The organism is Pseudorhodobacter wandonensis (assembly GCF_001202035.1).
Taxonomy (GTDB): domain Bacteria; phylum Pseudomonadota; class Alphaproteobacteria; order Rhodobacterales; family Rhodobacteraceae; genus Pseudorhodobacter; species Pseudorhodobacter wandonensis.
This window is the reverse complement of sequence record NZ_LGHT01000044.1, coordinates 449,924-471,137: the sequence shown is the minus strand read 5'-3', so window position 1 is coordinate 471,137 and position 21,214 is coordinate 449,924. Positions and strand designations below refer to the sequence as shown.

20 protein-coding genes and 1 tRNA gene are annotated in these 21,214 nt (G+C 59.8%); 11 read left to right on the top strand and 10 right to left on the bottom strand.

The features are described 5' to 3' along the window. Window positions 1–11: 11 nt before the first annotated feature. From AKU79_RS17225 to AKU79_RS17205, 5 genes are all read right to left on the bottom strand, one after another. Window positions 12–386 (bottom strand): hypothetical protein, encoded by a 375-nt coding sequence (locus tag AKU79_RS17225; protein ID WP_050524781.1) that lies wholly within the window; start codon window positions 384–386, stop codon window positions 12–14. After that, the gene (locus tag AKU79_RS17220; RefSeq protein WP_231580217.1) at window positions 376–1,095 is read right to left on the bottom strand and encodes a hypothetical protein; all 720 of its coding nucleotides are present in this window, start codon (window positions 1,093–1,095) and stop codon (window positions 376–378) included. Before AKU79_RS17220 ends, AKU79_RS17225 begins: the two co-directional genes overlap by 11 nt. Window positions 1,096–1,135: 40 nt before the next feature. Then, window positions 1,136–2,572: an NAD(P)-dependent oxidoreductase gene (locus tag AKU79_RS17215; protein ID WP_050524780.1), complete on the bottom strand. Its 1,437-nt coding sequence runs from the start codon at window positions 2,570–2,572 to the stop codon at window positions 1,136–1,138. 187 nt (window positions 2,573–2,759) lie between these two features. After that, on the bottom strand, window positions 2,760–3,563 hold the full coding sequence (locus AKU79_RS17210) for an undecaprenyl-diphosphate phosphatase (protein ID WP_050524779.1): 804 nt from the start codon (window positions 3,561–3,563) through the stop codon (window positions 2,760–2,762). An 18-nt stretch (window positions 3,564–3,581) separates the two neighbouring features. Further along, the gene (locus tag AKU79_RS17205) at window positions 3,582–4,568 is read right to left on the bottom strand and encodes a complex I NDUFA9 subunit family protein (protein ID WP_050524778.1); all 987 of its coding nucleotides are present in this window, start codon (window positions 4,566–4,568) and stop codon (window positions 3,582–3,584) included. Between the two features lie 150 nt (window positions 4,569–4,718). On the opposite strand from AKU79_RS17205, the gene AKU79_RS17200 reads away from it, so the two are divergent. Beyond that, window positions 4,719–4,803, top strand: a tRNA-Leu gene (locus AKU79_RS17200). A gap of 149 nt (window positions 4,804–4,952) precedes the next feature. On the opposite strand, the gene AKU79_RS17195 is transcribed toward AKU79_RS17200, so the two are convergent. After that, window positions 4,953–5,504 carry a TlpA family protein disulfide reductase gene (locus AKU79_RS17195; RefSeq protein ID WP_050524777.1) on the bottom strand — a complete coding sequence of 184 codons (552 nt, stop codon included), beginning with the start codon at window positions 5,502–5,504 and terminating at the stop codon, window positions 4,953–4,955. A gap of 24 nt (window positions 5,505–5,528) precedes the next feature. On the opposite strand from AKU79_RS17195, the gene argH reads away from it, so the two are divergent. From argH to AKU79_RS17170, 6 genes are all read left to right on the top strand, one after another. Continuing rightward, on the top strand, window positions 5,529–6,938 hold the full coding sequence (gene argH / locus AKU79_RS17190) for an argininosuccinate lyase (protein WP_050524776.1): 1,410 nt from the start codon (window positions 5,529–5,531) through the stop codon (window positions 6,936–6,938). A 239-nt stretch (window positions 6,939–7,177) separates the two neighbouring features. After that, the gene (locus tag AKU79_RS19385; RefSeq protein ID WP_156209849.1) at window positions 7,178–7,303 is read left to right on the top strand and encodes an argininosuccinate lyase; all 126 of its coding nucleotides are present in this window, start codon (window positions 7,178–7,180) and stop codon (window positions 7,301–7,303) included. Window positions 7,304–7,471: 168 nt separating this feature from the next. Further along, window positions 7,472–8,281 (top strand): sugar-transfer associated ATP-grasp domain-containing protein, encoded by an 810-nt coding sequence (locus AKU79_RS17185; protein WP_156209847.1) that lies wholly within the window; start codon window positions 7,472–7,474, stop codon window positions 8,279–8,281. 76 nt (window positions 8,282–8,357) lie between these two features. Beyond that, complete coding sequence (locus AKU79_RS17180; protein WP_050524774.1) at window positions 8,358–9,116, top strand: class II aldolase and adducin N-terminal domain-containing protein; 759 nt, start codon at window positions 8,358–8,360, stop codon at window positions 9,114–9,116. Between the two features lie 73 nt (window positions 9,117–9,189). Next, complete coding sequence (gene lysA, locus AKU79_RS17175) at window positions 9,190–10,455, top strand: diaminopimelate decarboxylase (RefSeq protein ID WP_050524773.1); 1,266 nt, start codon at window positions 9,190–9,192, stop codon at window positions 10,453–10,455. Window positions 10,456–10,496: 41 nt separating this feature from the next. Next, a complete protein-coding gene (locus tag AKU79_RS17170; protein WP_050524772.1) occupies window positions 10,497–13,094 on the top strand; it encodes a TIGR02302 family protein in 2,598 nt (865 codons plus the stop codon). Between the two features lie 91 nt (window positions 13,095–13,185). Here AKU79_RS17170 and AKU79_RS17165 read toward each other — a convergent pair whose 3' ends face one another. Continuing rightward, window positions 13,186–14,256, bottom strand: a complete 1,071-nt coding sequence (locus tag AKU79_RS17165) for a zinc-ribbon domain-containing protein (RefSeq protein WP_050524771.1) — start codon at window positions 14,254–14,256, stop codon at window positions 13,186–13,188. A 183-nt stretch (window positions 14,257–14,439) separates the two neighbouring features. Between AKU79_RS17165 and AKU79_RS17160 the strand changes: the two genes are divergently transcribed. From AKU79_RS17160 to AKU79_RS17150, 3 genes are read left to right on the top strand one after another with little or no spacing between them, the layout of a single operon-like run. Then, on the top strand, window positions 14,440–15,111 hold the full coding sequence (locus AKU79_RS17160) for a cell division ATP-binding protein FtsE (RefSeq protein ID WP_050524882.1): 672 nt from the start codon (window positions 14,440–14,442) through the stop codon (window positions 15,109–15,111). A 20-nt stretch (window positions 15,112–15,131) separates the two neighbouring features. Next, complete coding sequence (locus AKU79_RS17155; RefSeq protein ID WP_050524881.1) at window positions 15,132–16,007, top strand: cell division protein FtsX; 876 nt, start codon at window positions 15,132–15,134, stop codon at window positions 16,005–16,007. Window positions 16,008–16,018: 11 nt separating this feature from the next. Beyond that, window positions 16,019–16,753, top strand: coding sequence for a lysophospholipid acyltransferase family protein (locus tag AKU79_RS17150; protein WP_050524880.1), 735 nt, complete (start codon window positions 16,019–16,021; stop codon window positions 16,751–16,753). Between the two features lie 68 nt (window positions 16,754–16,821). Here the strand turns inward: AKU79_RS17150 and AKU79_RS17145 are convergent, their stop codons facing one another. Together AKU79_RS17145 and fnrL are read right to left on the bottom strand one after the other, a co-directional pair. Beyond that, window positions 16,822–17,715 (bottom strand): PhzF family phenazine biosynthesis protein, encoded by an 894-nt coding sequence (locus AKU79_RS17145; protein WP_050524770.1) that lies wholly within the window; start codon window positions 17,713–17,715, stop codon window positions 16,822–16,824. Window positions 17,716–17,815: 100 nt separating this feature from the next. Then, window positions 17,816–18,562, bottom strand: coding sequence for a transcriptional regulator FnrL (fnrL, locus tag AKU79_RS17140; RefSeq protein WP_156209845.1), 747 nt, complete (start codon window positions 18,560–18,562; stop codon window positions 17,816–17,818). Between the two features lie 63 nt (window positions 18,563–18,625). Between fnrL and hemN the strand changes: the two genes are divergently transcribed. Continuing rightward, window positions 18,626–19,981 (top strand): oxygen-independent coproporphyrinogen III oxidase, encoded by a 1,356-nt coding sequence (gene hemN, locus AKU79_RS17135; RefSeq protein ID WP_050524769.1) that lies wholly within the window; start codon window positions 18,626–18,628, stop codon window positions 19,979–19,981. Here hemN and AKU79_RS17130 read toward each other — a convergent pair. Then, window positions 19,978–21,207 carry a glycosyltransferase gene (locus AKU79_RS17130; protein WP_050524768.1) on the bottom strand — a complete coding sequence of 410 codons (1,230 nt, stop codon included), beginning with the start codon at window positions 21,205–21,207 and terminating at the stop codon, window positions 19,978–19,980. The genes hemN and AKU79_RS17130 overlap by 4 nt on opposite strands. Between the last annotated feature and the right edge of the window lie 7 nt (window positions 21,208–21,214).

Here is a 21,214-nt window from a genome sequence, read left to right as displayed (position 1 = left end):
AAAAGCGCGGCTCATTCGTCCGCCTCTTCGAAATCAGACATCATCTTGGCGTAAACCTCATTGGGCGACATCGTCCAAGGAAAGGCCTCGCCCTGATCATAGGCACTGCGCCAAACGTGGTAGTTATCTTCGAAAACCGCCTCATCCACATAGAACGGGTCGGCCTCCATAAACTCGGCCGTCATGACAACACTTTGCCAGAACGGTGCCATTTCAATCACTTGGCTGCCCTCTTCCGGGCTGCGCACCATCAGGCTCAGCGTTGGTTCGGCTGCCACACCGCCCAGATCGTCGGGCAAATCGATACGGCCTACCCAGATCACAACAGGGTCAAACCCGTCTTGCTCGCTGGTGTAAAACTCGCCGATTTCCAGCTCAATTTCCATGCGCCGCCTCTTTGGAATAGCTGCTCAGGATCGCGTCGCATTCAAACAGTGGCTCGGTGCTGAAAAACCCTGGCTCACCCGGAAAGATGAACTGCAACGGGCTGCCATCCATCGGCACATAGCCGCTGCCATCATTCCATTCCGACGGGCCCGCGAAAAACAGCCGCCAATCCGCGTTGATATATTCATTCCCGCGCGACTTTACGACAGAACCATCCGTCTTGGTCTCGGCAAATTCGAACTGGGTTTCTTGCAGGGTAACCCCGTCAATCACAACCGTTCTACCCGTCAACCGGTCAAAACCCTGCACATCCGAGGCCCCGCCATCATCACGGCGCAGCGAAAAGGCAAAGGTATCCGCCCCGCCCAGCAGCTCGGTAAAAGACGCAGGGTCTGCGGCCCCCGGAACCAGTGTCTGGCGCACCATCGGGTTCATATCGATGCTTTCCACCCACTGCCCCTCCTTGTCGGTGCGGCTGGCAAAAAACAAACCCTCTTGGTCAAAATCGGTGCGCCACTGATCGCCCGGCGCATCCTGCGTGCATTTGTAAAAGTTCGAAACACGGCAGGCGCGCCCTTGCACCGTCAGCCACCCCGTACAGCCTGCGGGCGGCGTAAAACTGCCCGCATGGCCTGCCACGGGCAGCATTATCGCCCCCAAAACCACCGGCATGATGGAGCGGCAGAGCGACAAAATAGCATTGGTCATTGCAGCATCCTTTCCCACTTGGTGGTTGGTGTGGCCGCGCTTATTCAGCGGCAACCACGGCTTCCTGCGCCATATACTCCAACATCGCCTCGGCTGCCTCGCGCCCGTCGCGAATGGCCCAAACCACAAGGCTGGCCCCGCGCACAATGTCGCCGACAGCATAGACGCCTTGCATATTGGTCGCATGAGTTTTGAAATCGGCCTTGATCGTCCCCCAACGGGTCACGCCCAATTCAGGTTGGCCCCACAGCGTCGGCAAGTCTTCGGGCTCGAACCCCAGCGCCATGATGGCAAGATCGGCAGGCTCGACATAATCCGCGCCTTCAATCACTTCGGGCATCTGGCGGCCCGATGCATCCGGCGCGCCCAGACGCATCTTTTGCACCATCACACCTTCAACCCTATCGCCACCGGTAAAGCCCTTTGGCGCCGAAAGCCAAACAAACTCAACGCCTTCTTCCTCGGCATTCTGGGTTTCGCGCTGGCTGCCCGGCATGTTCGCCTTATCGCGGCGATAGAGGCATTTCACGCTTGTCGCCCCTTCGCGAATGGCCGTGCGCACACAGTCCATCGCGGTATCGCCACCGCCGATAACCACAACCCGCTTACCCGCCGCATTCAGCGTACCGTTGTCATAGTCTGGCACATCATCGCCAAAGCTTTTGCGGTTGCTGGCGGTCAAGAATTCCAACGCGGGCACAATGCCCTTGGCGCCAACACCGGGTGCTGCCAAATCGCGCGCCTTGTAAACGCCCGTCGCAATCAGCACGGCGTCATGCTGGCCGCGGATCGCATCAAAGGTCAGGTCTTTGCCAACTGTGCAGTTCAGCACAAATTGCACGCCGCCGGCCTCCAGCTGCTCAATCCGTTGCATCACAACATCTTTTTCCAGCTTGAAGCCGGGGATACCATAGGTCAGCAACCCGCCCGCGCGGTCATAGCTGTCATAAACAGTCACCTGCACACCTGCGCGGCGCAGCACATCAGCCGCCGACAGGCCACCCGGCCCCGCGCCGATAATCCCCACCGATTCCGCGCGCTCGCGTGCCGGTTTGATCGGCTTAACCCAGCCGTTTTCCCATGCCAGATCGGTCAGGTACTTCTCAACCGAGCCAATCGTAACAGTGCCGTGGCCCGACTGCTCAATCACGCAGTTGCCTTCGCACAAACGGTCTTGCGGGCAAATCCGGCCGCAGACTTCGGGAAAGGTATTCGTCGCCTGCGACAGTTCATAGGCCTCTTGCAAACGGCCCTCGGCGGTCAGGCGCAGCCAGTCGGGAATGTTGTTATGCAACGGGCAATGCGACTGGCAAAACGGCACGCCACATTGGCTGCACCGGCTGGCTTGCTCGGCGGCTTTTTCGGCGGCAAAATCACGATAGATTTCGTGGAAGTCCTTGGCGCGCAAGTTTGGCGGACGCTTTTCGGGCATCTCCCGAGAAACATTCACGAAGCGGAGCATCCGTTCCTTGGCCATTCTAAGCGCCTCCCTTTGGGTCTTTTGCTGGGTCGTATTGCGGGTCTTGGGCAATAGCGACTTCATACTTTGCGGCAAAACGGAATAAAAGTCAGCAAGACTGACCTAAATGACAGTATTTTATCGAAATACGTCGACGCCCGCACATTTATAGCAAATAATAGGTAAGCACAGCTTACCTAACCGCTCAATACCCCAATGAAAGCGCAGCCAGGGCCAGCCCGCCCACGATGATTCGCCACCAGCCAAACAGCGCATAGCCATGGCGGCTCACATAACCCAGCAACCAGCGCACAACCAAAACAGCCGCAATAAACGCCACGACAAAGCCTATCACGATTTCATTCACAGCGCTCGCATCCAGCACATCACGGTTCTTATACAGGTCATAGGCAAAAGCGCCCGCCATCGTCGGCATAGACAGAAAGAACGAAAACTCGGCCGCAGCGCGCTTGTTCGCGCCCAACATCAAGGCGCCGACAATCGTGGCGCCCGAACGCGACACCCCGGGAATCATCGCAAGGCATTGAATAAAGCCGATTTTCAACGCCATCCCAAGCGGCAGCTTCATCGCGTCATCATAGCGCGGTTCTGGCGCAAAGCGGTCCACGAACACCAAAACGATGCCGCCCAAAATCAACATGATGGAAATCAGTCGCGGGCTTTCAAACAGCACCGACTTGATAAAATCATGCGCAGCCACGCCGATAAACACCGCCGGCAAAAACGCAATCAGCACCGATAGAATCGTCCGCCGCGCCTCGGCGCTATGCGGGGCGGCGCTAAACACGCCCCACAGCTTTGCCGCGTAAACCGACAAAACCGCCAGCACCGCGCCCAGCTGGATAACCACCTCAAACGTCTTGCCCGAGCTTTCAAACCCGATGAAATGCCCCGCCAGCAAAATATGCCCGGTCGAAGAAACGGGTATAAACTCGGTCAGCCCCTCAAGAACCCCCAGAAAAAGGGCCGCCAGCGTGGTATCAGCCATAGCAGGCCCCTCTCAGGTTCAGATTTTGCGCAGGTTCTTGGCGCTGCCTTTAATCGCAGCATATTGGCCCGAGGGGCGGTAGGGCCAAAGATACTCGGGCAGCATCGAGTCCATCGTCACCGGCTTGATCCCAAGATCGGCAAAGCTTTTTGCCCCCTCATGCACCACATTGTCATGGCGCAGGCTTTTCACCTGATCGCGGGTCAAAATGCGGTTGGCAATCAGCCCACCGGTCACGGCCGACAGCACGTCAAACGACGCACCCATAATGGACGCAAACACAAATGGAATATTCACGATCAAGCGCCGACGCTGAATGACCGCCAACATCTGCTTCATCAAATCGCGGAACGTCGCCACATCCGGCCCGCCCAGCTCGTAAACGCCGGGCTTTGCAACACCTTCGGCGCCCATAGCCGCCGCTTTGGCAACATCATCCACAAAAACCGGCTGAAAACGTGTGTTCGCGCCAACGACTGGCAAAACCGGCCCCATGCCTGCCATGCCCGCAAAGCGGTTAAAGAACCCGTCTTCGGCACCGAAAATAACCGACGGGCGCAGAATAACCGCATTCGGAAACGCCGCCAGCACAGCCGCCTCACCTTGGCCCTTGGTACGGGCATAGGCGCTTTCGGCCGCTACATCCGCTCCGATGGCCGAGATTTGCACCAAATTGCCAACCGATTCTTCGGCTGCAATCCGTGCGATCCGGCCCGCGCCTTCGGCTTGCACGGCCTTAAAATTATTCTTGCCGCCTTTGTCAAAGGTGCCGACGCAGTTCACAACCGCATCCGCCCCCATCAACGCGCGACGCACCGAGGCATCGTCGCGGATATTGCACAAAACCGGCTCTACCTGGCCAACAGCCCCAATGGTCCGCACGAAAAGCGCTTCATTCGGCCTGCGCACGGCCACGCGCACGCGCCAACCGTCTTTTGCCATGCGCCGCGCGATATACCGCCCGACAAACCCCGAACCGCCATAAATTGTGACCAGTTTGCTCATCCGTCTCGCCTCCATCTGGAAAGCTTTCCATCCGATTGCCTGCATATCCCCACAAGGCTTTCCAAACAAGCAACAAAAGACCTGATGATTTTTGTTTAACCCCCGTTGACACCGCCACACGGTCCGGCTACATCGCCCTCACTACCTCCGGCCCAGATGGCGGAACTGGTAGACGCGCACGGTTCAGGTCCGTGTGCCGCAAGGCGTGGAGGTTCGAGTCCTCTTCTGGGCACCAATACTACCAAGAAAACCCAGCAACTTTAAACAGTTGCTGGGTTTCTTTGTTTTCAGACCGATGCAAGGCCCAAGGTCAGGCCCCGCATTTCTCTTTGGCTCAAATATCCTCGCCGAAGGCACGGTTTTTCCCCGAAAAACCGCCCCGCCTTACGGCGCAATCAACGCATCCAACATGGCGCGCGCATTCACCCCATCCCACTCGGCATCACCAATCAGCCGCGCAATTTCTTGCCCCTCGGGGTTCAAAATAACCGTCAGCGGCAGGCCAAGCACCCCCATCTGACGGGCCAGCGCCGATTTGGGGTCCAGCAGCACGGGCAGGCTCTCCACCCCGATTTCCTCAAAAAACCGCGTCACGGCGGCAGGCGGGTTGCGGCCCGTCGCAACAGTTACCACGGCCACATCTTCACCCACAGTCTGCGCCAACCGGTCAAGGCTTGGCATTTCCTTGCGGCACGGTGCGCACCATGTGGCCCAGAAATTCAGCACGACCCATTTGCCCTGCCAATCCGCCAACTCGTGTTCTACCCCGTCCAAATCGGCCAAAACCTCGTCCGGCACCGCTTTGGCCTCTTCATGAAACGACAGTTTGCGCATATCGCCCGCCAGCACGGCCTTGGCCGCAGTCACATCGGCCAAGGCCGGGTTTGCACCAAGCATCAAGGCGGTATAAAGGACGCAAAGACCTATTCGCAGCATTCTCATCTCCTCAGGGGCAAGCCCATGACCAATTCTTCCAAACCCGAAACACCAGCCGCCAACGCCATGTGGGGCGGCCGCTTTGAAGGCGGCAATGACGCCATCATGCAGGCCATCAACGCCTCCATCGGGTTTGACCGCCGCCTCGCGGCTCAGGATATTACCGGCTCTCGGGCCCATGCCGCCATGTTGGCCGCACAGGGTATCCTGACGTCTAGCGATGCCGAGGCGATCCGTGAAGGCCTGCTCACGGTGTTGTCAGAAATTGAAGGCGGAAAATTTCCGTTTCGCGTGGAACTCGAAGACATCCACATGAACGTCGAGGCGCGGCTGAAAGAAATCATCGGCGAACCTGCGGGCCGTTTGCACACAGGCCGCTCGCGCAATGATCAGGTCGCGCTGGATTTTCGGCTGTGGGTGCGTGACCAATGCGATGCCGCAATCACCGGGCTTGAGGCACTGATGAAAGCGTTTCTTGCGCAGGCCGAGGCAGGGGCCGATTGGGTGATGCCCGGCTTTACCCACCTGCAAACCGCGCAGCCTGTCACATGGGGCCACCATATGCTGGCCTATGTGGAAATGTTCGCGCGTGACCGGTCGCGCTTTGTCGATGCCCGCAAACGCATGAACGAATGCCCTCTGGGTGCGGCCGCCCTTGCCGGCACATCCTTCCCGATTGACCGCGACGCTACGGCGGCCGCTTTGGGCTTTGACCGCCCCACCGCCAACAGCCTCGATTCGGTATCCGACCGCGATTTCGCGCTCGAATTCCTGTCGGCCTCCTCAATCTGCGCCATGCACCTCTCCCGCTTTGCCGAAGAATTGGTCATCTGGTCCTCGTCGCAATTCCGTTTTGTCAAACTGTCCGACAAATGGACGACTGGCTCTTCGATCATGCCGCAAAAGAAAAACCCCGATGCGGCCGAATTGCTGCGCTCAAAACTCGGGCGTATTCTGGGGGCAACAGTGGCTCTGTTCACCATCATGAAGGGTCTTGCCCTGACCTATTCCAAGGACATGCAAGAGGACAAAGAGCAAACCTTTGACGCCGCCGACAGCCTGATGCTCGGCCTTGCCGCGATGACGGGCATGGTGGGCGATATGACCGCGCTGCGCGACAACCTGAAAACCGCCGCCGCATCCGGCTTTTCCACCGCGACTGACCTAGCCGACTGGCTGGTGCGCGAACTTGGAATGCCCTTCCGCGATGCCCACCATGTTACCGGTACGCTTGTGGCGATGGCCGAAAAGGCTGGCATTGATCTACCCGACCTGACGCTTGCACAGATGAAATCGGTGCATGACGGCATTCGCGCCGATGTGTTTGATGTTCTGGGCGTAGAAAACTCGGTGCGCAGCCGCATGTCCTATGGCGGCACGGCCCCTACCCAGGTACGCGCCCAAATCGCGCGCTGGAAAGAGGCCCTTGAATGAAACCCCAACCTTACCCGATTGCACCACACGCAGGGGGCGGCGCACCCGTGTTCGCATCTTGATGCGCCCCATCGCTATATTGGCCGCGCTTGTGCTGGCCGGGTGCTCCAGCCCCGGCCTAAGCACAAATATCGGTATTGGCCCCAATGGTATTTCCGTAACCCCGGTAGCAACGGCCAAGATTGCCGGCGCCCGGGTTTCCGTCAGACCCTAAGTCACCCTTTTGAAAAGGTAACCCAATGCGCCTGATTTTTGCTCTTCTCACCCTTTCTGCCCTTGTCGCCTGCGGCGCCGATGGCGAACCCACCGCCCCCGGCCTGCGCGTGTCCGGCACTACGGCGATAGGCGTCACAACCGGCAACTAAAGCGTTCCAAGGATAGCGCAGAACACCCCGATCTCTCGGCACACACCTTGCGAAACAAACCGCGGTTTGAACAAATCGCCGCAGTTTCGCCACAGGCCTTTCGCATTACCACTGCATTTGCGCGGCACCTTTCCCGAAAGGCAAACCGCGCAAACGCAAAGGCTGCATATGACGCACCCATTCGCCATTCTCGGGGCACAACACCCATCGACACAACTGACCCCGCAGCAAATCGTTGCGCGGAAATACAAGGTCAGCACCCTGCGCCAACTCGCCGATATCTATACGCTCAAACTCGGCCCGAATTACCTGACCGCCCGCGAATATTACGCGCATGAGGTGTACCGCCCCGACCTGACCCAAGCCGAAAAACACGCCTTTGTCGGTGAACTCGGGTCAACCAGACTGAATGCGGCGCTGCAAAAACCCAAAGCCGCCAGCCCGCCACTTGCGCCGCTTTGTTCGCGCGACACACTGACCCAACACCCTCAGGTCTCTACCCTAACCGGCAGCCAGACAGTCAGCCGGTTGCGGTTGGTCACCGTTTGGCAAGGCCGTTGCAGTCGCGTGCTTTACGCGCTCTGGACCATTCCGCGCGACCAGACAACGCCGCAAACCGTGCCCCATTCGGGCGGTATGATCGGCGAAATCGACATCGGCAGCGGCAAGGTCCGCAGCATGCGCAAAGGCGTCGGCACCGATACGCAATGGCCAACCAACCACCCTAGAACCGGTGTGCATCTGATGGGTGCAGCACTGCCACACTGGCAATCCGTGCTTGATACGGTGCGCGTCGCCCATAACAGCCAACGCGCCTATGCGCTGCTGGGTTGGGATCTGGCAATTTGCCCCGATGGCGCGCGGCTGATCGGCGGCACCGCAAACCCGCATCACGGGCTTTACCAATTCGCCACCGCACGCGGCATCTTGAACGAAACTTTCGCGCCGGTTTTTGAAGAAATCAAAGCCGCCCACTGAACCACCTGCCATTTCCCCCTTGCTCCGCATCGCGCCACGCCCCAGCATGGCCCGAATGCAAAAGCGGGGATTTCAGATGAACCAACACAGCTCAACCGGCCATAACCTGACCCACAAGGCCGAGCGCGTCGATATGGCCGCCGCCTTTCGCTGGACCGCCCGGCTGAACATGCACGAGGCCGTCGCCAACCACTTTTCGCTAGCCGTGTCAGATGATGGCAAGGATTTCCTGATCAACCCCAATCAGCGCCACTTTTCCCTTATTAAGGCCAGCGACCTGCTGCTGCTGAATGCCGATGATCCTGCCGCACTTGATCGCCCTGATGCCCCCGACCCGACGGCGTGGGGGCTGCACGGATCCATTCACCGCCATGTGCCACACGCCCGCTGCGTGATGCATGTGCATTCGATCTTTTCGACCGTTCTGGCCAGCTTGGCCGACAGCCGCCTGCCCCCGATTGACCAAAACACCGCCACCTTCTTCAACCGTGTGGTGATCGACGAAGGCTATGGCGGATTGGCGTTTGAAGACGAAGGCACCCGCTGCGCCGCCATGCTGCAAAACCCGCGCCATAAGGTCATGGTCATGGGCAATCACGGCGTTCTTGTGCTCGGCTCATCGGTCGCCGATGCCTTCAACCGGCTCTATTATTTTGAACGCTCGGCCGAAACCTATATCCGCGCGCTGCAAACCGGCCAAAAACTGCGGCTTTTGTCGGATGAGGTCGCCGAAGGCGTGGCAAATGCGATGGACCATTATGATGGCCAGGCAGACCGCTTTTTCGACGACATCAAAACCCTGCTAGACAAAAGCGAACCCGATTTTCGCAGCTAGGGCGGCCCTACTTGGCTGTGCGGCCGATACCATGTAAACGCAGGCCAAGGCAGATCGCACCAAAGGGATTATGATGGACCATTTTCAGTATAAATCCGGCAAACTTTACGCCGAAGACGTGGCCCTTGCTGACATCGCGGCCCAGGTTGGTACGCCGTTTTACTGCTATTCCACCGCCACCCTGACCCGCCATTACCAGCTGTTCACCGAGGCGCTGTCGCCGCTGCCACACCTTGTCTGCTTTGCGATCAAATCGCTGTCCAACGTGGCTGTGCTGAAAACCCTTGGCAATCTGGGCGCGGGCATGGATGTCGTCTCGGGCGGCGAGTATCTGCGCGCCAAGGCTGCCGGTGTTCCGGGCGACCGGATCGTGTTTTCCGGCGTTGGCAAAACGCGGCAGGAAATGCATCTCGCGCTGACCGGCGGCATCCGCCAGTTCAACATCGAATCAGAGCCCGAAATGCGCGTGCTGTCCGAGGTGGCGCATGGGCTTGGCATGGTCGCCCCCATCACCATCCGCGTGAACCCCGATGTTGACGCCAAAACCCACGAAAAAATCTCGACCGGTAAAAAGGGCGATAAATTCGGCATCCCGATTTCCCGCGCGCGTGAGGTTTATGCCGAGGCCGCAACCCTGCCCGGCCTGAAAGTTGTGGGCATCGACGTGCATATCGGCAGCCAGCTAACCGCGCTGGAACCGTTTGAAGCGGCCTACCTAAAGGTGGCCGAGCTAACCCACGCCCTGCGCGCCGATGGCCACACGATTGAGCGCCTCGATCTGGGCGGCGGGCTTGGCATCCCTTATACCCGCGACAATAACGCCCCACCCTTGCCGATGGATTACGGCGCGCTGATCAAACGCACCGTCGGCGATCTGGGCTGCGAGATCGAAATCGAACCCGGCCGCCTGATTTCCGGCAACGCAGGGATTCTGGTGTCCGAGGTGATCTATGTGAAAAACGGCGAAGACCGTGATTTCCTGATCGTCGATGCCGCGATGAACGACCTGATCCGCCCCGCCATGTATGGCTCGCACCATGATATCATCGCGCTGAATGAACCGGCTGCGGGGGCTGAACAACAGCCCTATGACATCGTCGGCCCGATTTGCGAATCGGGGGATACCTTTGCCAAGGCCCGCAATCTGCCCGCGTTGCAGGCAGGTGACCTGATTGCCCTGCGCTCGGCCGGTGCCTATGGCGCGGTGATGTCGTCCGAATACAACTCGCGCCCCTTGGTGCCTGAGGTTTTGGTGCATGGCGATCACTTTGCAGTCATCCGCGCCCGTCCAACGTTTGACGAAATGCTTTCTCGCGATACCATACCTGAATGGCTGTGACGCTTCACAGCGCAACAGGCCCAAATCGCCAAGGCAGGTAAATGACGCAATCCCCGCGCGACAGCATCAATGACCAGCTAAAACGCCCGGCTGCCCTAACGCAGGCGGGGCTTTGGGCTGAACGGCTGACGCGCAGTTTCTGGCCACTGTGGTCGGTGCTGATAACGGTTTTGGCTGTTCTGGCCTTTGGGTTGCAAGATTTCGCGCCTTTGCCTGCGGTGTGGGCAGGCTTGGCGGTGGCACTTGTTGCGATGATGGTCGCCCTGTGGCGCGGCTTTCGCAGCTTTACGCGCCCCAACCGCCAAGACGCGCTGAACCGGCTTGATGCCACCCTGCCCGGCCGCCCCATTGCCACGCTTGCCGATACCCAGGCCATTGGCGCCAGCGACCCTGCATCCCAGGCGGTTTGGGCGGCCCATCTGTCGCGCATGGCCCGCGCCGCATCAAACGCCCGCGCCGTCGCCCCCGACCTGCGGCTTGCCTCGCGCGACCGCTTTGGCCTGCGCTACATCGCGCTGACAGCGCTTGTCATGGCGCTGATGTTCGGCTCGCTCTGGCGCATCGCTTCGGTCACCGGCCTCGGCCCCACTCAGGCACAGGCGCTGAACGGCCCCAGCTGGGAAGGCTGGCTTCAGCCCCCGCCCTATACCGGCAAGCCCGCGCTTTACCTCAATGACATCACCCAACCCGCGCTAGAGGTGCCAACTGGCAGCCGCGTACAATTGCGTTTTTATGGCGAGGTAGGAGCGCTTTCGCTGACCCAAACCGTATCAAACCCCGCGCCACGTGATGCCAATGCCCCGCCCCCAACCGCGCATGATTTTGAAATCACCCAAAGCGGCGACATCACCATCAACGGCACAGGTGGCCGCACTTGGGCCATTACCACCAGCATCGACACCCCCCCCAGCATCCGCGCCAAAGCCGACCTGACGCGTGAGGCAAACGGCAGCCTGAAACTGCCCTTCGAGGCCGCAGACGACTTTGGCGTCACCGCGGGCAAAGCCGTCATCGCGCTGGATCTGGCCGCAATTGACCGTCGCTATGGCCTTGCCGCAGACCCCGAAACCACCGACCCGATCACGCTTGACCTGCCGCTGCCGATCAGCGGCCAACGCACCGATTTCACCGAAACCCTGCTGGATGATCTGTCACAACACGTCTATGCCAACCTGCCCGTCATCATCACCCTGTCTGCCAGTGATGCGCCCGGCCAAACCGGCACCGCTGCCCCGATGCATGTCACCCTGCCCGGCAAACGCTTTTTCGACCCGCTGGCAGCCGCCGTCATAGAAATGCGCCGCGATCTGCTCTGGTCGCGCAAAAACGCCCCGCGCAGCGTGCAAATTTTCAACGCCATCACCAACCGCCCCGACGGCCTGTTTTCCAATGAAAAGGCCTATCTGCGCCTGCGCGTCGCCCAACGCCGCCTCGAATCGCAGCAAAACGACCTGACGGTTGCGGCACGCGATGATCTGGCCGCCGCGCTATGGGATATCGCTGTGCTGATCGAGGAAGGCGACCTCAATTCCGCCCGCGAGCGTCTGAAACGCGCTCAAGACCGTTTGAACGAGGCGATCCGCAACGGCGCCGACCCGTCCGAGATTGACCAGCTGATGCAAGAGCTGCGGCAGGCGATGGATGACTACATGCGCCAGCTTGCCCAAGAGGCCGAGCGCAACCCGAATGGCCAAGCCGCCGATGAACAAAACTCGATGGAAATCACCGGCGACCAGCTGCAAGACATGCTGAAAGAACTGCAAAAACTGCTGGAAGAAGGCCGGATGGAAGAGGCCGCCGAGCTGATGGAAATGCTGCGCCAGTTGATGGAAAACATCCAGGTAACCCAAGGCGAAGGGGGCCAAGGCGGCCCCGGCCAGCAAGCCATGAAAAACCTCGGCAACACCCTGCGCGACCAACAAGACCTTTCGGATGACAGCTTTTCCGAATTGCAAAACCCCGACGGCCAAGATGGCCAGCAAGACGGGCAACAAGATGGGCAACAGGGCGAGCAAGGCCAACAACAAGACGGCCAGCAGGGCGAGGACGGTCAACAAGGCCAAGGCGAAAACGGCCAATCCCAACAGGGCCAGAACCAACAAGGCACTGGCGCCGACGGCACCGGCCAAGATCAACGCCAAAGCCTCGAACAGCGCCAACGCGACCTGCGCGACCGCCTGAACCGGCTGAATGGCAATATGCTGCCCGGTGCTGGCACCGAACAAGGCGAGGCAGGCCGCCGCTCGCTGGATGAAGCGGGCCGCGCGATGCAAGATGCCGAACGCGCCCTGCGCCAAGACGACTTGGCAGGCGCTTTGGACAAACAGGCCGATGCCATGCGGGCCATGCGCGAAGGCATGCGCAGCCTGAACGAATCTATGGCGCAAGAGCGCCGCGACAACGGCAACACCAACCAGGGCGAGGCCATAGGCCGCGCCGACCCCAATTCTGCACGTGACCCGCTGGGCCGCGAACCGGGCGAAGGCGCGCGCATCGGATCAGATCGCAATCTGCTGCAAGGCGATGATGTCTATCGCCGGGCGCAGGATTTGCTGGATGAAATCCGCCGCCGTCAGGGCGAGCAAACCCGCCCCGAAAGCGAACGCGACTATCTGAAACGCCTGCTGGAACTGTATTAAACCGTTTGAAAGCAACCGGATACGCGCGCTGCACCGTTGCGTGTACGGCATACCGAACCTTGGGGGCAGCGCACCCCGATCGCAGCAGGCGTTAGCTTTTTGCCCCGCTTGTCAGGTTTTGCAACGCGGCAATCGCATTGCGCATCGCATTGTCCAGCCACACCCGCGCCGCATCAACCCACGCGACATAGCTGGTCATCGCGCCCTCGGCTGCCGGAAATTGCGCAACAATCTTGGGCGCAGCGACATAGGCCGCAACCAGCACCACAGCGATCAGCAACATCAGTGAAAACCCGCTGCGAAAACCGGTGTCAGGGGGGGCGGCACTGTGATCTTTCCCCGAAACCTCTGTATCTTCGCGACGGCGGTTTTCCGAACTGGCGCGCAGGGTAGAGTTGATTTCTTCAATATCGGGCAACAAATCGCGCCGCGCCGTGGGCTTGTCGCTTGTATCCGGTGCGGCCTCTTCGCCTTGCAAACGGGCCAGACGGTCGCGCACGGCCTTGGCGGCACCTGCCGCGCCGGCGGTATCTTGCAACCCCAAATCGGGCTGCGTTTCCAACGGACGCGGGGTTTGCGACCGCCGAACCGCGGTTTCACGCTCGGCCTCTTCGCGCAACACGGCTTTCAGGCTATCGTCCAACGGCCGACGCGGTGCGACGGTTGGCTGGGGCGGGGCATTTCCCGCCGGATGATCCGATGCCGCAGACCCGCCTTGCGCCGCCGACTCTGATGAGGCGTTTCCAACATTTGCTGCCGCGTTGGTTTGCCTTTCGGCAGCCGCTGCCGATTTCCGCGCACTGGCTTCGGCAAGCTTGGCCGATGCCGCCGCCGCTGCGGTCTGCTTTTCGTCATCTGTCGGCTTGTCTGCGTCATGTCCGCTCAAAGGTCGCGACGCTTTGACATAGGCACCAAGCGGGTTCTTGTTGGACGTCCGGGCCGAGGGCTCATGCGCGACAGGCAAAGGGGCCACACGACGCACCGTCGGCACGGCTTTGGCAACCCTCTCCTCTTCCTCAGCCTCACGCTCGGCTTCGATTTCGGGCGGCAGCTGAAACCATGTATGGCCACAGTTCGAACATTGCACATCGCGGCCCTCTTCCGAGATAGCATCCTCGGCAAGCTCGTACTGTGCATCGCAATTCGGACAAACCAGCCTCATTTGCCACCTCTCCGTCCAAAAATTACAAGTTCACCTTAACTTTGTATCCTCGATATTCTGTATATCCAAGCCTTTGTCCTCAATCAGCAACGATTAGGGCGTTGAAACCGCCCCGACTCTGGGCAAAACTGCAACAAACACGCGGCACGCAGCCGCATGATCTGCTGCAAGACGGAGCAATGCGTGATAGCCTTTGAAAATGTTGCCTATTCCTATGGCGGGGGCGAGCTATTGTCCGAAGTCAGCTTGCGGTTGGCACCGGGGTCGTTTCATTTTCTGACGGGGCCATCAGGGGCGGGTAAATCCACGTTGCTCAAACTCTGCTATGCCGAACTTTTGCCCACGGCCGGCCATATCACCCTGTTTGACCGTGATGTCCGCAGCCTGAGCCGCGACGAAGTGGCCTTGATGCGGCGACGCATCGGCGTGGTGCATCAGGATTGCCAGTTCCTCGACCACTTGCCGCTGTCTGCCAATGTCACCTTGCCTGCAATGGTTTCCGGGCGGGATTCGGCAATAGCCGACCTTGACGATCTGCTAAACTGGGTCGGGCTGGCGAAACTGACGGCATCCCTGCCGCCGCAACTTTCGGGGGGCGAGCGTCAACGCGCAGCCCTTGCCCGCGCGGTAATCATGTCACCCGATGTGCTGCTGGCCGATGAACCCACTGGCAACCTCGACTGGGAAATGTCGCTGCGGCTGCTGACCCTGCTGGTCGAGCTGAACAAGATGGGCAAAACCATCCTGATCGCCACACATGACATGAACCTGATCCGCGCGGCAAAACAACAAGTGCCCGCCCGCGTGCTGCGCATTGCCAAACGCCGCGTGCAACTTGCGGGGGCCGATCTGTGAAGCTTTTGCTCCTTGCCGATATGCTGCGTGGCGACAAACATGCCGACCGCGTGGTGCCCCCTTCGGGCCATACAGCGTGGCTGACCAGCTTTACAGCGGCAGCAATGACCTTTCTGGCGGTGTTTGCACTGGCCCTGTCACTGGCTTCGGGCCGATTGGCCGACCGCTGGGGCGATGCGCTGGCCCGCAGCGCCACCATCCGTATCTCTGCGCCGACTGGCCAAATGGATGCGCAAACCCGCGCCGTGCTGGATGTGCTGGCCACGACGCCCGGCATTGCCCGCGCCCGCGCCATGACCGACGCCGAACAACGCGCCCTGCTGGAACCATGGTTCGGCCCAGACCTGCCCCTCGATGCCTTGCCGATTCCACGCTTGATCGAAATTACCGAGGACGACGCCGGCTATGACAGCGAAGGCCTGCGCCAACGCCTGACCGCCGAAGCCCCCGGTGCCGTGCTGGATGACCATTCCCGCTGGCGCAAACCGCTGGTCATGGCGGCCGAGCGGTTGCGGCTGCTGGGGTTGATGTCGATCCTTTTGATTGGGGCGACGATGGCGGCGATGATTATTTTAGCCGCCAATGCAGCACTTGCCGCAAATGCCCAAGTGATCCGCGTGCTGCGGCTGGTTGGCGCGCGTGACGCCTATATCGCCCGCGCCTTTGTACGCCGATTTACCCTGCGTACCCTGGCCGGATCGACCCTTGGCGCAATACTGGGTATGCTGGGCGCGGCCTTGCTGCCCTCGGCCGATGTGGCCGGCGGGTTTCTGACGGGCCTCAGTTTTCAAGGGGCGGGTTGGCTTTTACCGCTGATCCTGCCACCACTGGCGGCACTTGTGGCCTTTGCCGCCACCCGCTTTGCCGCCTTTCGCAAACTTAAGGAATTGACCTGATGCGCGCTGCCCTGACTTACGCACTCCAATGGCTGCTGTCGCTGATTTTCATCATACAGATGTATGTCGCGATGCTGGTGGTGGGCGTTTTGTACTTTCCTTACGCCTTGATCAAACGCGATGGCGCCTTGGCCGCCTGCCATGCCTATTGCGCTTGGGTGCTGTTCTCGCTGCGTATTCTGACAGGTATGAAAACCGAAGTACGCGGCACACCGCCCACCCATCCCGTTCTGATCGCAGCCAAACATCAAAGCTTTCTGGACATTCTGATGATCTTTAACGCCGTCCCGCGCGGACGGTTCATCATGAAAAAAGAGCTGACCTATGCCCCGATTCTGGGCTGGTTCGGCTTGCGCATCGGCTGCATCCCCGTAGATCGCGGCAAGCGCGGCGCGGCAATCACCAAAATGAAAGCCGATGTGAAATCAGGCCTGCTGCATCCGGGCCAGCTTATCATCTACAGCCAAGGCACGCGTGTCGCGCCCGGTGTCAAAGCCCCTTACAAGGCCGGAACTGCGGCGCTCTACCTGCAAATGGGTCAGGATTGCGTGCCTGTTGCCACCAATGTCGGCGTGCTCTGGCCCAAACGCGGTATCATGCGCAAACGCGGTACAGCGGTTGTGGAATTCTTGCCCACCATTGAACCGGGCCTGAAAGGCGCCGCTTTTATGGAGCGTTTGGAACGCGAGGTTGAAACCGCCTCAGACGCCTTGATGGCCGAAGCCGGATTCAAATTTCCCACCTGAAGGGGCCGCCACCTTGGGGGGCATCGAGCCCCCGCGCGGCGGCTTTGGCACCCGGAACCAAAGACAAATCAAGCAGGGATACGGATGCGCCCGTCGCCGATGCGCACCGCCGTTCCCGCCACCCGCACCGATTGCACGCCGCTGGCGTTACAAACCACCGTCAGGCCAATTTCACTGCGTCGCCCCATCTCGACACCTTGTAACAGGGCCAGATGCGTTTCGCCCTCGGCAACCGCCCCTGCAGCCCATAACTGCGCGGCCAAAATCGCACTGGCCGAACCTGTTGCCGGATCTTCGGGAATGCCTGCTGTCGGTGAAAACATCCGCGCCTGATAATCCGCGCCTGTGCCGGGTGTATAAAGATAGGCACTATCCACCCCGCCCGCCGCCATCAGCTGCGACCAGGCAGGCTCAATCGGGCGGGCTTTGGCAAGCACAGACAGGTCTTTGACCGGCACATAGAGAAAACGCGGGCCACCCTGCCACAGACCGGCCACATGCTTGCCAAAACCGATCTCATCCTTGGCAAGGCCCAGTGCTGCCGCCACCACATCAACCGCCACAGCGCCACTGGTTGCGGCATGTGGCGTCACAGGCGCGGTAAATTCGGCCACCGCCGCCCCACCCTGCCGCGAGATCACAACCGGCACCAATCCCGCCTCTTCCTCTAGGATAATCTGCACAGGCCCGTCGCCCTCGGCGCCTTCGGCCAGCAAAATTGCGCAGCCAATCGTCGGATGGCCGGCAAAAGGAATCTCGGCCGTTGGGAAAAAGATCCGCACCCGCGCTGTATGCGCCGGATTTTGCGGGCGCATGACAAAAATCGTCTCGGACAGATTGAACTCACGCGCGATGGTCTGCATCTGCGCATCTGTCAGACCATCGGCCCCCAGAACCACCGCCAAAGGGTTGCCCGCAAAGGGGGTATCCGTGAACACATCCAGCGTGTGAAATTCCAGCATATGCCCCCCGATACCGCGCGAACGCGGGTTAATAATTGGTAAAGAAGACCAATTATATCGTTATAAATCAATGCCTTGCGCAAATGACCGCGCGCGGACGTCAGCTCAGCATTCCGCCATCGCTATCATCCCCCGCCGCCTCTTGCAGGGCATCAAAATCTTCGATCGTGACATGCCGTTTGCCTTCAAGCGAGATCACCTTATCTTTGCGCAGCGCCGAAATCTGCCGCGACACGGTTTCCAGCGTCAGCCCCAGATAATCGGCCATTTCCTCACGCGTCAGCGGCAGGTCAAAAACCAGACGCTTGCTGCCCTGTTTCAAAGCAAGGCTGGCATCACGCCGCGCAATAATCGAAAGCAGGCTCGCAATCTTTTCCCGCGCCGTCTTGCGCCCCAAAAGCAGCATCCATTCCCGCGCAGAATCAAGCTCATCCAGCGTCATTTCCAGCAACCTCTGCCCCACATGCGGGGTCGAGAGCATCATGTCCTCGAACGGCTTTTTCCGGAAACAACACATCACAAGATCGGTCGTCGCCGTCACATCATAGGCCACCGAATCGCGCCCCGGCCGCCCGACGAAATCCGATGGCAACAAAAGCCCCACCATCTGCCGCCGCCCGTCCTCCATCGTCTGGCTTAAAGTGGCCACGCCGCTGACGACCGAGGCCACGAAATCCATGCGGTCCCCCGACCAAATCACCGTTTGGCCTGCCTGATAGCTGCGATAATACTTGATCTGCTCTAACCGCTCTAATTCATCTCCCTCACATCGGGCACAGACCGCGCGATACCGAATGGGGCAATCGCCGCATGCATGTGAAAAGGTGGGTGTGTCGAGCATCGCCATATCGCGTTTCCGATTTGATCTGTGTCAAGGTTTTCAATCTCATTATACGCCACAGATTCAAATATGAACACACACTCAGAACTCAAGCGCCTCGGTCTATTTGACGCGCGTGTCCCGCGATATACCAGCTACCCCACTGCCCCGCATTTCGCGGGCGGAGTTGACGCTGGCCAGTTTGCCAATTGGATCGAGGCCGTGCCTGCGGGCGCCGAAATCTCGCTCTATGTTCACGTGCCGTTTTGCCGCCGATTGTGCTGGTTCTGCGCCTGTCGGACCCAAGGCACCACCTCGGATGCGCCGGTCATTGCCTATGCTGAAATGCTGCGCGATGAGATCGCTTTGCTGCGCCGCCATCTGGCCCCTGGCGTCACTTTATCCCGCCTGCATTGGGGCGGCGGTACGCCAACCCTGTTGTCGCCTGACCTGATGCGCGGCCTGGCCGACCAGATTTTTGATGCCGTTCCGCTGGCCAAAGGCGGTGAGTTCTCGGTTGAAATTGACCCCAATGAAATTGACGCCGGGCGGCTGGATGCCCTGGTCGCCTCGGGTATGAACCGCGCATCGATTGGCGTGCAGGATTTCGACCCCGAGATCCAGAAAACCATCGGCCGAGAGCAGAGTTACGAACTGACCAAGCAAGTCGCTGACATGATCCGCGACCGTGGCGTGGCCAGCCTGAACGCCGATATTTTATATGGCCTGCCGCACCAGACCAACATTCGCATCGCTGATTCGGTGCAAAAACTGCTAACCTTGTCACCCGATCGCGTGGCGTTATACGGCTATGCCCATGTACCATGGATGAGCCGCCGCCAGCAGTTGATCCCGTCTGACAAGATCCCCGCCCCACAAGACCGTTTATCACTGTTTGAAACCGCACGTGAACTGTTCACCTTGGACGGCTATACCGAGATAGGCATCGACCACTTCGCCCTGCCCTCGGACGGTTTGGCCAAGGCCCAAGCTGCGGGTACGCTGCGCCGCAATTTCCAAGGCTATACCGATGATACGGCTGCGGCCCTGATCGGGCTTGGTGCCTCGTCCATCTCGCGCTTTCCACAAGGCTTTGCGCAAAATGCCAGCGCCACGGCGGCCCATACCAAAGCCATCCGCGACGGACATTTCTCGACCCACCGCGGCCATATCTTCACGGGCGAGGACTTGCTGCGCGCCCGGATGATTGAGGCCGTAATGTGCGATTTCCGTATTGATCGGGTTGAGCTGCTGCGCGATTTTGATGTGAGCGCCGAACGGCTTGAGACATTGCTGCAAGCCGCCAAAACCGCCTTTGGCGACATGGTCACACTGAATGACGACGGGCTGACCGTTCCGCCGCACGCAAGGCCATTGACGCGGATGATCGCGCGCAGTTTTGATGAATATGACCACGCCAAGGCACAGCATTCGGCCGCAGTCTAAGCCGTTGGTGCAAAGCCTTCGACAAACGCAACCATGCGCGGCATGCAGACATTCTGCAGGTCGTAATTGTCGACAATCGTTTGGCGCGCGGCACGGCGAAAGGGCAGGAACCGCTCAGGTTCGGCCAGCCCCTGCGCCAACGCATCGGCCCATGCCTTGATATCAAAGAAATCGACCAAGCGGCCATTAACGCCGTCCGTGATCACTTCCTCGACCGGCGCAGTGCGCGAGCCGACAACATAGGCCCCCGCTGACATCGCCTCTAGCATCGACCAAGACAGCACAAAGGGATAGGTCAGATAGGCATGCACGCGGCTGATCTGCATCAGCGCGACAAAATCGGAATAGGGCACTTTGCCCAGAAAATGCACGCGGCCTAGGTCGATCCTGTCCTTGACCTCATCCAGAAAAAACTGTTTCCAGCTTTGGCCTTCTGGTGCAGCCGCACCATAGCTCACGTCATCTCCGCCCACGATCACCACTTGCGCATTTGGCCGGGCGGCCAACACATCGGGCAAGGACCGCACAAAGGTATGATAGCCGCGATACGGTTCAAGATTGCGGTTCACAAAGGTCAGCACCTCATCACCCGTGCGCAACTGCAATCCATTCGGCAGGGTCAGGCTGGCCGCCGCATTCGGCGCCACCAAATCGGTATTCACACCGTCAAAGATCACGTTAATCATCGGGCGCAGGGCAGGCGGAAAGGTGCTTGCCTGCCAGTTCGTCGGCGCGATTGCGGCATCGGCGTGCAACAAGGATTGCCCCAGATGCGCCGCCCGCGACTGTGCGGTCATAACGCCGTCAAAGCCCCCTCGCGAAAACTCGGGGTCAAAACCAACATCGCGATCAACGCCGCGATAGTAAAACTCGGCATAGATGATCAGCTTTGCATCGGGCCATACCTCTTTCAGAAACAGCGTCTCACCCCAGCCGGAATGCCCGATGATTACGTCAGGCACATAGCCATGCTTGTCACGCATTTGCATGCAGGCGCGCGCGGCTGAAACGCCTCGGTCGGTCATCTGCGTAAAATTCCGCCCCAGTCGCGTGGACTTTGGATCAGGCAGCGGCACGTTATGGCGATAGCGCATGATGGGAATTTTGCTGTCGCGTTTGTTGCTGGCATCGGTCAGGGCGCGGCAATCATGCCCGCGGGCCTGCAAGGCGGGTGCCAAATGCAGGAACTGGCCCGGAAAGTTCTGGTGAACGAAGAGGATCTTCATCAAACCG

Excerpts from the sequence above, each read along its gene's own strand:
- AKU79_RS17225 (WP_050524781.1), bottom strand. The coding sequence starts at position 386 with ATGGAAATTGAGCTGGAAATCGGCGAGTTTTACACCAGCGAGCAAGAC.
- AKU79_RS17220 (WP_231580217.1), bottom strand. The coding sequence starts at position 1,095 with ATGACCAATGCTATTTTGTCGCTCTGCCGCTCCATCATGCCGGTGGTT.
- AKU79_RS17215 (WP_050524780.1), bottom strand. The coding sequence starts at position 2,572 with ATGGCCAAGGAACGGATGCTCCGCTTCGTGAATGTTTCTCGGGAGATG.
- AKU79_RS17210 (WP_050524779.1), bottom strand. The coding sequence starts at position 3,563 with ATGGCTGATACCACGCTGGCGGCCCTTTTTCTGGGGGTTCTTGAGGGG.
- AKU79_RS17205 (WP_050524778.1), bottom strand. The coding sequence starts at position 4,568 with ATGAGCAAACTGGTCACAATTTATGGCGGTTCGGGGTTTGTCGGGCGG.
- AKU79_RS17195 (WP_050524777.1), bottom strand. The coding sequence starts at position 5,504 with ATGCTGCGAATAGGTCTTTGCGTCCTTTATACCGCCTTGATGCTTGGT.
- argH (WP_050524776.1), top strand. The coding sequence starts at position 5,529 with ATGACCAATTCTTCCAAACCCGAAACACCAGCCGCCAACGCCATGTGG.
- AKU79_RS19385 (WP_156209849.1), top strand. The coding sequence starts at position 7,178 with ATGCGCCTGATTTTTGCTCTTCTCACCCTTTCTGCCCTTGTCGCCTGC.
- AKU79_RS17185 (WP_156209847.1), top strand. The coding sequence starts at position 7,472 with ATGACGCACCCATTCGCCATTCTCGGGGCACAACACCCATCGACACAA.
- AKU79_RS17180 (WP_050524774.1), top strand. The coding sequence starts at position 8,358 with ATGAACCAACACAGCTCAACCGGCCATAACCTGACCCACAAGGCCGAG.
- lysA (WP_050524773.1), top strand. The coding sequence starts at position 9,190 with ATGGACCATTTTCAGTATAAATCCGGCAAACTTTACGCCGAAGACGTG.
- AKU79_RS17170 (WP_050524772.1), top strand. The coding sequence starts at position 10,497 with ATGACGCAATCCCCGCGCGACAGCATCAATGACCAGCTAAAACGCCCG.
- AKU79_RS17165 (WP_050524771.1), bottom strand. The coding sequence starts at position 14,256 with ATGAGGCTGGTTTGTCCGAATTGCGATGCACAGTACGAGCTTGCCGAG.
- AKU79_RS17155 (WP_050524881.1), top strand. The coding sequence starts at position 15,132 with ATGCTGCGTGGCGACAAACATGCCGACCGCGTGGTGCCCCCTTCGGGC.
- AKU79_RS17145 (WP_050524770.1), bottom strand. The coding sequence starts at position 17,715 with ATGCTGGAATTTCACACGCTGGATGTGTTCACGGATACCCCCTTTGCG.
- fnrL (WP_156209845.1), bottom strand. The coding sequence starts at position 18,562 with ATGGCGATGCTCGACACACCCACCTTTTCACATGCATGCGGCGATTGC.
- hemN (WP_050524769.1), top strand. The coding sequence starts at position 18,626 with ATGAACACACACTCAGAACTCAAGCGCCTCGGTCTATTTGACGCGCGT.
- AKU79_RS17130 (WP_050524768.1), bottom strand. The coding sequence starts at position 21,207 with ATGAAGATCCTCTTCGTTCACCAGAACTTTCCGGGCCAGTTCCTGCAT.